The 8,474-nt window shown below is 60.8% G+C and carries 3 protein-coding genes; all 3 read right to left on the reverse strand.

Translation table 11 applies throughout. The annotated features are described in order from the left end of the window. Positions 1 to 10: 10 nt before the first annotated feature. Positions 11 to 667 (reverse strand): TIGR02466 family protein, encoded by a 657-nt coding sequence (locus tag CHB75_RS17845; protein WP_141135142.1) that lies wholly within the window; start codon positions 665 to 667, stop codon positions 11 to 13. 14 nt (positions 668 to 681) lie between these two features. Then, complete coding sequence (locus CHB75_RS17850; protein ID WP_176439191.1) at positions 682 to 8,100, reverse strand: non-ribosomal peptide synthetase; 7,419 nt, start codon at positions 8,098 to 8,100, stop codon at positions 682 to 684. 191 nt (positions 8,101 to 8,291) lie between these two features. Continuing rightward, the coding region (locus tag CHB75_RS17855) for an adenosylhomocysteinase (RefSeq protein WP_176439109.1) at positions 8,292 to 8,474 on the reverse strand (183 nt) is incomplete at its 5' end.

An 8,474-nucleotide genomic window follows, 5' to 3' on the forward strand; every position in this document is an offset into this window, starting at 1 on the left:
CCGCCACGGATCAGGCCAGTCGCGCTTTGATGTTGCTGGCAAAGGAAATGCGACGTCCCTGCGTGCGAAACGGATGGACCATATGCGTCAGCCAGCTGGGAAACAGGACCATCAGCCCCGGTTGCGGCACCACAAGCCGGGTGAGATCGAATTCCATGCCCGGCGTCGGCACAAGCGCCGCAGCAGGCCGGGGGTCAAAGACTTCGAGCGCACCGGCGCGGGGATCCGGGCCGGTGTCTTCGGGGACTTCGGCATAATACACGCCAACCCATGTGCAATCACGATGAATGTGCGGTTCGTTGTAATCCTGTATGCCATTCACATTGCACCACATGTCGATCCGGGTTTCGAGCCGTTTTGCGTTGTCCGGGGAGGCTGTGCGCGCTGTAGTTTCGAACACCAGCGATTCAAACCGGCGCAAAAGGGCCTGAATATCGGGGTTGGACGAGGTTCCCAAGCTTTTGGGAGAGTGCCAGCCGCCGACATTTGTCGTGGTGCTGCACAGACCGTCCGTACGGGCCATTTCGGCTTTGGCATAGGCACACAGGCGGGCATCGAGCCCGTCAACATTCGGCCAGTGGTGGGTGACCAGATAGGTCGGGAAAATCGTTTCCATCCGCGCCGATGACGCATCAAGCACCGTTTTTTCTTGCTCAAGAACTGTCATAATTCTGGGTCTCCTCAGGACAAATTTCTGCAATCCATGGGGGTTACGGAACCGTTGCCGGTATCGAGCGCATTGCGCCAGCGCCGGAACAGGGTGGTGACATCGGGTTGGCGCAGCATGCCGTGGTGGCTGGTCTCCATCACGGAAATCGTCATCCGTTGCAGATACCCAGTCCAGCTGACCAGCCGAGAATGCTGTCCTGGTGCGTTGGACAGAAACAGATGCGTAGACTCTGCGTAGACGGCTGAGGGACTGTACCGGGCATGACGCGCTGCGTGATATGTGTGGAAACGGGTACTGAGAATGGCCGTATCCAGACCTTCGGGCAGGGCACCGTGCGAAACGAGCCATTCCCGAATGGCGATGATGACGGCGTCCGTGTCCTGATCCAGGGCCCGTTTCAAGGTGCTATCCATCGGGCAGGACAGGGCATCGCTCAGCCCGGCGGCAAAGTCCCGGTGCAGTTGTTCCAGCGGTGGTTTGTCCTGTGCCCAAGCCGGGCTGGGAGGATCCAGCATCGCCAGCGAGCCGATACTCATCTGCCGGTCCGCAAGCATTTGCGCGGTCGCAAAGGCGACGATTGCGCCGAAGGAATGCCCCACCAGGTGAACGATACTTTGTGACGCGGTATCACAGATTGCCTCCAGGTAGACGGCGGCCGCTTCTTGCACGGTGTCAAAGGGGGTTTGTCCGGGGATCAATCCGGGTGGATCAAGGCCGACAACGGTAAAATCCTCTCTGGCCATGCCGGCGAAATGCCGAAACGAGGTGCTGCTTATGCCCGCGCCGGGAAAGACGAAAACTGTCGGTTTATCCTGACCCGATGTTGTCAGGACAGAAATCGGGCTGAAGGTTTTGTTTGCATCGGCGCGATGCCCTTTGGACTGGGCATGCAGGCGATCAAGCTGGGCAGCCTGAAGCGACAAGACCGGATTCGCCACAAGATCTGCCAGCCCAAACAACAAACCGGCCTTGCGGGCATCATGGACGATGCGGACTGCCAGCAGCGAGTTCCCGCCAAGGTCGAAGAAATTGTCATCCCGGCCGATTTGCGCAATGCCCAGCAGCGATGACCAGATGGCTGCAAGCTGCCGTTCTGTCGCGGTTTTTGGTGCTGGGCTGGTACTGTTGCAGTGGTCCTGCGGTTTTGGCGACGGCAGGGCGTTTCGATCGAGTTTGCCGCTGACTGTGCGCGGCAATGCGCTGTGTGGCACAAAGGCCGTCGGCACCATATAGTCGGGAAGATGCGCCAGCGCAAAGCGGCGAAGGTCCTGGGGGGACGGCGCGGGTCTGTCATTCGGGACGATATGGGCCACCAGCCGCGGGCCGGCATCGGGCGTTTCGATGATTGTGACGGCGGTGTCTTTCAGGCCTGTGTGGCGGCGCAGGACGCTCTCGATTTCGCTTAGTTCGATACGGTAGCCGCGCAGTTTGGCCTGGCCGTCAAGCCGCCCGACAAACACAAGGTTTCCATCCGGGCGTCTGCGCACCAGATCGCCGGTCCGGTACATGCGCGACCCGGTGCTGAAAGGGTCCGCGCCAAAGCGTTCTGCGGTCAGATCCGGACGCCCGGCATAGCCGTCGGCGACACCGGGCCCGGAGATATGCAATTCACCGATCGTGCCGGTGGGCACGGGGCGGGAAAGAGGATCCAGAACATAGGCAGCCATATTGTCGATCGGTCTGCCGATGGGGGCCTGCGTGCCCTTGAAACGGGGGGGGGCGTCCCAAAAGGTGGCTTCGATCGTGCATTCAGAGGGGCCATAGAAATTGCTTACCCGGGCTGCCGGGAAGGCGTGCTGCGTGGCCGTCACCAAAGCGGCCGATACGGCTTCGCCACCCAGAAAGATCTGCCGGAGCGCGGTGGGCGTTTCGGTCTGTGAGGTGGCCAGAAGCGCATTCATCATCGATGGGACAAAATGCGCGACGGTCACTCCTGCGTCCTGAATAAAGCCGCGCAGGGCATCGGGATCCTTGTGCGCGCCGGGGGGCAGCAGGGCAATTGTCGCACCGCTGACAAGCGGCCAGAAGATTTCCCACACCGAAACATCGAAACTGAGCGGCGTCTTCTGAACGACGACATCGCGCCCGGTCAGCTGATACTGCTGCTGTATCCAGCGCAGATGATTGACCAGCGCACGATGCGGAACACAGACACCTTTTGGCGTGCCGGTAGATCCGGATGTGAACAGGATATAGGCAAGGCTGTCGGGTGTTACAGGCAATGCTGTGGGGGTTTGATCTGTGGCCAATGTGGCCAGCGTCGGCGCTTTGGCCACATCGGTTTGGATCAGCAGTGTCGGTACCGGCAGCGCCTGCATCGATGCCAGGCCATCAGGGTCACACAGGATCACATGTGGCGTCGCGGTGTCGCACATCGTTGCCAGACGGGCCTGAGGGAGGTCGGGTTCCATCGGCACATAGGCAATGCCCGCCTTGGCGCAGGCGACGAGGGCTGTCACCATATCGATGCTTCGCGACATGGCGATGCCGACCACCGGGTTGGGGTGGGGGATCTGGCGGCGCAAGGATGCGGCAAGGTGATCTGAACGTTCGGCCAATTGCGCATAGGTGATCGCGTCTGATCCGGCGCTGACCGCAACCCGGTCCGGCGTTGCTGCGCATTGCCGCGCGATCATGGTTTTCAGGGTTTCCGCGTCTTGCACGTCAGTCGGGGTGCGAAGCGGGCCGATGGTCAGCGCCGCGTATTCTTCGGCGGGCATCATGTCCAGCAGCTCTGCGGACACGTCTTTTGCGGCGTCGTCAAGCCGCGCGAGGAGTGTCGTGAGATAGCCAGCGTGACGTTTGGCCGTGTCGGGTTCAAACAAGGCGGTGGCGTAGGTCAGGGACCCTGTGACGCCGTCATCAGTGCGGGCAAGGTCAAGGTGCTGGTCGAATTTCACTCGCGTGGCGGGTATTTCGATCGGCTGCGTCTGGATCTGGTTCAGATCAAGCGGGAATTGCGAACCGGTACGCCATCCAAAGAGCACCTGACATATCGGCAACTGACCCTGAGCGCGTGGGGGGTTGAGCGCTTTCACAACCTCTTCCCATGGCAGATCCTGATGGCGCTGGCCGTCTTGCAGGGCGGCATGCACGCGGCGCAGCAGCGTGTTGAAGGTATCCGCGGGGGTGACTGCGACGCGAATGGCCAGCGTGTTTGCAAAATAGCCGACCAATCGGGCCGTATCGGCATGGTCGCGATTGGCAACGGGAACAGCAATCACAAGATCGCGCCGCCCGGACAAGCGGGACAGAACAAGGCTCCATGCGGTCAGCAGCACGGTAAACAGGGTTGTGCCATTGGTGCGGGCCAAGGTTTCAAGCCGCCTGGTCTGTTCTGCCGGGATAGCAATGGGCACCGACCCTGCAAGGTAATCCTGAACCTCGGGGCGGGGGAAGTCCGTGGGCAGGGCAGGGCGCATATCGACCCCTTCCAGTGTGTTCCGCCAATAGGCCGTCTGAACCTTGGCAAGCCCTGCATCCAGTCGGTGCCGCTGCCAGTGCGCCGCATCCTGAAAGGCAATCTCAAGCGGCTGGGGTTCTGCGCCGAGGCCTGTTTCGGTGGCATAAAGACAACTCAGATCACGGCCAATCACCTCGATCGACCAGCCGTCAGACACGATATGATGCGTGCTGAGGACAAAAAGATGCTGTGCATCGTCGAGCCGGATCAATTGCGCCCGAAGAAGAGGTCCCCGGGTCAGATCGAAAGGATGCGCCCATTCGGAGGCCATGACCTCCCTGATGATCTGATCCGGCTGTGCATGGCTGCGCATGTCGTGACAGGCCAGCGGAATTCGGGTGGTTCGAGGCAGGAACCGGAGGGCGCAGTGACCATTTTCAGCGGAAAAGATGCTGCGAAGCGCCTCGTGCCGCGCAAACAGTTTTTGCAGCGCGCGTTGCAGGGCCGCATGATCAACCGGGCCAGTCAGGATGGTGGCAATGGGGACCACGTAGGCCGCATTTCCGCCATCGAATTGGGTCAGGAACCAAAGGGATTCCTGCGCCGAGGACGGGCGCAGCGGCCCTGTTCTGTCCAGACGGGCAATAGCCGCCAACTGTCCCGGGCGCCCCATTTTCTGCTTTGTCTCGATATTCTGAGCAAGCTGCGCGATGGTCGGAGCTGCAAAGATGGAAGACGGGGTCAGATCAACTGCAAACCGCTTGCGCAAGGCACTGAGCAGTTTGAGGATCAGCAGTGAATGCGCCCCCAGATCAAACAGATTGGCATCGCGCGTCAGCCTGTCGACCTGCAGCAAGGGGGCAAGAATGTCGGCCAATGCGGTTTCGACAGGGCCATTCGGAGCTGCCCCTGCACTGGTATCAGTCTGCGTGACATTCGGGTCAGGCAATGCACGGCGATCAACCTTGCCGGTGGGCGTCAGCGGCAGGCGATCCAGCAAGACGGTCTTTTGCGGAACCATGTAAGCCGGCAGAATCCGGCGCAGGTGTTGCGTCAGCGCGGCCGGGGTGACGCAACACCCGGGTTTGGGCACGCCATAGGCCACAAGGTGACGGTCGGCGGCTGTGTCTCCGGCGGGAACAATGACGGCATCGGCAAAGTCCTTGTGGCGCAGCACGGCGGCGCGGATCTCTTCGGGTTCGATGCGGAACCCGCGAATTTTCACCTGACTGTCCTTGCGGCCAAGATATTCCAACTGTCCGTCGGGCATCCAGCGGACCAGATCCCCCGTCTGATACATCAGTGTTTGCGAGCCCTTTGCAAAGGGGTCAGGGCCAAAGCGTGCCTCTGTCAGTGCAGGTTGACCGGAATACCCCAGCGCGACCCCGGGTCCGGCCAGATACAGTTCGCCGACAGCGCCGACCGGGACCGGATGCAGGCGATGGTCCAGCACATATGCACGTGTGTTGGACATAGGCTTGCCAATCGGCAAAGGGCGCTGCGGGTCGAAATCCGGGCTGATCCGGTGAATCGTTGCAAAGGTAGTCACCTCGGTCGGGCCGTAGCCGTTCAGAAAGCGAAGGCCGGGATGCGCGCGCGCTACATCACACGCGGCGTTGCGGTCTGCCACATCGCCGCCAATGATCAAGGTTTCAAGGTTCTGGAAAACCTCATCAAGTTCAGCTGCGACCTGATTGAACAGTCCCGCCGTCAGCCACATGGTGTCGATGCCGGTCCGCCGGACTTCTGCTAAAAGCGCGGCTGGCGACAGCAATGTATCCGTTTCAAGCGCAACCAGGGCGGCTCCGTTCAGCAAGGGCCCCCAGATTTCGAAAGTGCTGGCGTCGAATGAGGGATTCGAGGCAAAGGCGATCCGGTTATTCGGGCGGATCGGAAGGTCCTTGTTGCCAACGGCAAGGCGGGCAATGCCACGATGTGCGACGATCACCCCTTTTGGCACGCCAGTCGATCCAGAAGTATACATGACATAGGCCGGCGCGTTGCCATCGCCCTGAACGGCGTTGAATGGTTGAGCGGACCCATCTGGATGCGGTGCCCGGGACAGCGACAGCACGCGGCAGGAGGCATCCGGGAAACTGTCCGCCATATCTGTCACGATGACTTTGGCAGCGCAGTCCTGGAGAACAGCGCTTATGCGCTGTGCCGGAAGATCAGGCGCAAGCGGGACATACACGGCACCGACCTTGCTTGAGGCGAGCTGCGCCGCGACAAGGTCAGCTTTGCACCGCAGGTGCAGAACAACGTGATCGCCCGCAGCAACACCGGTCTGTCGCAGCCAGTGCGCAAGCGCGTCGGACCGCCGGTCAAGCGTGGCGTAGCTGATCCTGCGCGCACCGTCGTGAATTGCCAACGCGTCTGGGGTCGCCTTGGCGTGGGCTTGAAAAATCGCGTGAATGCGGCAATCCGCCGGGAAATCCGTGGCTGTTTCATTCCAGCCGTACAGAACCTGATCGCGTTCCTTTGCAGGCAGAACCTCAAGCGTATTCACGGCCTGACCGGGGCTGGTTTCCAAAGCACAGGCCAGAGAGATGAACGCGGTTTCCAGCAATCGGGCGATATGGGTCGCGTCCTGTTCCGACAGGACCTGAACCGTCAGAGCCAGCGCATCGCCGAAATCGTCGATTGAACAGGTCAGCGGAAAGACGGCGCGTTCGTCCTCGAGCAGATGTTGATATCCGGCGGGTGCCGTGTTGCGCCGCGCGTCACTGTGCCGGAAATTCAATAGCGCGGCAAAGGGCAACCTGTCTGCCTGCTGGCCTGCGAAAACCGGGCTTGGCAGATGTTCGCGCGCCAGCATGTCTGTCAGCTTTTGGTGAAGATCGGCAAGCACAGCCGACACCGGGCGTTCGTCAATCTGCATCCGCAGCGGTAGAGTGTTGATCATGGGGCCCATGATCGTGTGCTGCCCATGGCTCAGATTGGCGCGCCCCAGAAAGACGGTGCCCGTTGACACGGTGTCGCAGCACGTGGCGCGGGACAAGACAAGCCCCCAGGCCAAATGACACAGCGCTGCAAGGCTGACGCCAGAGCTGCGTGCCAGACGCCTCATGCGGGTGACGAGTAAGGGGGCGAGCGTGATCCGGGCCTGGTTGAACAGGCCTGCGCCGATGGGTGACAGGTCCAGACCAAAGGGCGTGCCGGGGTCTGCATCTATCACGGTTTCCGATTGAGGGGGGGCGTCTTTCACTGCGTTTTCAAAGGCATCGACGGCGTGGCTGAACGGCAGGGCAACAGGTGTCGCGCGGCCCGTCAGACCCATTTCAGCAGCGACTTCGTCATGCAGCAGATCAAAAGACACATGGTCGCCAAGAATGTGATGTTTCAGAACGAACAACGCCCAACCGGTTCCGTCAGGCGCGGTATAGGCGCGAAGAAGCGGCCCGGTATCAAGCGCCATCGGGTATTCCTGAAGCCGCGCCCGGATTTGCGCTGTGGTTTCCATGATGGGCAGATAGGTGATCGGGAAATCGACATCGCGCACAACAGCCTGAAGAGGGGTGGTCGTGTCGGCAAAGAACAGGCTGCGCAGAATATCGTGGCGCGAGATGACAGTGCGGTAGGCGTCAATCAATCGTTCAAGTATGGCGTGGTCATCACAGTGAAACTGGTCGATGACGACATAGGGATCGTCCTGCGCCATATGTTGATTCTGGTACAAAAACGCGACCTGCATGGGCAGCAGGCCGTAGATATCCTGAAGGTTGCCGGGACCGCCCGGAGCGCGGGAAGTGATCAGATCAACGTCGCAATGTGGGATCGCACGCCGGGATGACAGCGACCGGCTGTGCGGCAGCTGCGGTTTGCGGCCTGTGTAGGGAACAAGCTTCTTCGCCATGTCGGACAGGACTGGCGATCGCATCATGTCTTTGAGCGGCGCCGTCCAGCCACACGCCCGTAACAGCCCCAACATGCGGGCAACTTGCAGGGAATCCCCGCCCAGCATGAAAAAGTTGTCGCTGTCGGCCAGATCCTGAACATCCAGCAGCTGCAGCCAAACGTCGCGCAAGACCCTTTCGGGCTCCAAAGGGCGCGGGCTATCCGCATTTGCGCCTTTTGCTGCAATTTGGAAACTAGTGGGGCCAGACAAATCAGGGATCCTTTCGGTGATGTTCTGGCCGGACGATGAGGGAGGCATCGTCCGACCAGAGGGATTGGGCGTGGGCCTGACAAGGGGGCCACGCCCGGTGGTGGCGCAGATCAGTAACGGTAGTGTTCTGGCTTGAACGGTCCGTCGGGGGACACGCCGATATAGGCGGCCTGTTCCGTGCTCAGCTTGGATAGCTTGACGCCGATGCGGTCCAGATGCAGGCGCGCGACCTTTTCATCCAGATGCTTGGGCAGGATGTAGACGCCATTGCCGTACTCGTCGCCCTTGGTCCA

Source organism: Puniceibacterium sediminis, from assembly GCF_900188035.1.
Lineage (GTDB): Bacteria > Pseudomonadota > Alphaproteobacteria > Rhodobacterales > Rhodobacteraceae > Puniceibacterium > Puniceibacterium sediminis.